This window comes from Paraburkholderia sp. Ac-20347 (genome assembly GCF_017104805.1).
Lineage (GTDB): Bacteria > Pseudomonadota > Gammaproteobacteria > Burkholderiales > Burkholderiaceae > Paraburkholderia > Paraburkholderia tropica.
In genome coordinates this window covers 1-878 of sequence record NZ_JAAGPN010000625.1, presented here as the reverse complement: position 1 = coordinate 878, position 878 = coordinate 1, and the positions used below count along the sequence as shown (strand labels likewise).

Annotated in this window: 1 protein-coding gene; it reads left to right on the top strand. The window is 71.9% G+C overall.

Features of this window, described 5'->3' with window-relative positions:
• A partial coding sequence (locus G3N97_RS39090; protein WP_205998037.1) for an ABC transporter ATP-binding protein occupies positions 1-878 on the top strand: 878 nt, incomplete at both ends.

The window sequence follows — 878 nt, the reverse complement described above, 5'->3', positions numbered from 1 at the left end:
CGCCACGTTCACCGCGCCGCGCGCCGACGACGCGCTCGCGCTCGTCGGCCTCACCGTCGCGTACCGCGTGCGCGGCAAGGACCGCGACGTGCTCACCGACGTCTCGCTGCGCATCAAGCGCGGCGAAGCGTATGGTCTCGTCGGCGAATCGGGCTGCGGCAAGTCGACGGTCGCGCTCGCGGCGCTGCGCTATCTCGCGCACAACGGCCGCGTGAAGGCGGGACGCATCGCCATCGCGGGCGAGGACGTGCTCACGCTCGACCGCGAAGGTCTGCGCGCGTTGCGCGCGCACAAGGTGTCGATGGTCTATCAGGATCCGGCGAGCGCGCTCAATCCGTCGCTGACCATCGCGCGCCAGTTGAGCGAAGCCTTCGAGGCCGCCGACGACGACATCGATCGCGCCGCGGCGCTCGCGCGCTCGCACGCCATGCTCGAACGCGTGCGCATCGCCGACCCGGCGCGCGTGATGGCGAGCTGGCCGCATCAGCTCTCGGGCGGCATGCAGCAGCGCGTGGTGATCGCGATGGCGCTCGCCTCGAATCCCTCGCTGCTGATTCTCGACGAACCCACCACGGGCCTCGACGCCACCGTCGAAGCCGAAGTGCTCGCGCTGGTCGCGCAACTGCGCGCGGAACTCGGCATGGCCGTGCTGCTGATCAGCCACGACCTAGGCGTGATCGGGCGCATGTGCGAGCGCGTCGGCGTGCTTTACGCGGGGCGTCTCGTCGAAGAAGGCGCGACGCGCGACGTGTTCGAGCACGCGCGCCATCCGTACACGGTCGGGCTGCTGCGCTGCCTGCCTGCGCCGGGGCGCACCAAGCGGCACGGCGCGCTCGACACGATCGCGGGCGAGCTGCCCGCGCCGGGCACGCTCGCGC